Source organism: Mesorhizobium sp. M4B.F.Ca.ET.143.01.1.1, from assembly GCF_004792275.1.
GTDB lineage: Bacteria > Pseudomonadota > Alphaproteobacteria > Rhizobiales > Rhizobiaceae > Mesorhizobium > Mesorhizobium abyssinicae.
Genome location: NZ_SRSR01000192.1, coordinates 1 through 340 on the forward strand (window position 1 = coordinate 1; position 340 = coordinate 340).

Annotated in this window: 1 protein-coding gene; it reads right to left on the bottom strand. The window is 64.7% G+C overall.

Features of this window, described 5'->3' with window-relative positions; all coding sequences use genetic code 11:
* On the bottom strand, nucleotides 1-340 hold a 340-nt coding region (locus EN786_RS36580), incomplete at both ends, for a peptidylprolyl isomerase (RefSeq protein WP_135910122.1).

Genomic DNA, 340 nt, shown 5'->3' on the forward strand with positions numbered 1-340 from the left:
CCCAGACCGTGTACTGGCGGTTGAGGAAGGCAGCGTCATCGAAGCAGATGAAAAACTGCGAATTCGCCGAATTCGGGTTCTGGGCGCGCGCCATCGAGCAGGCGCCGCGGCCGTGATTGGCGTTTGAGAACTCGGCCTTGAGGTCAGGCTTGTCCGACCCGCCCATGCCCGCGCGTGACGGCGCATAGGTCGGCTTGGAGGAATTGCCGAACTTGACGTCGCCGGTCTGCGCCATGAAGCCGTCGATGACGCGGTGGAACACCACGCCGTCATAGGCGCCTTCCCGCGCCAGCTCCTTGATGCGGGCGACGTGGCCCGGCGCCAGCTCGGGATACATTTG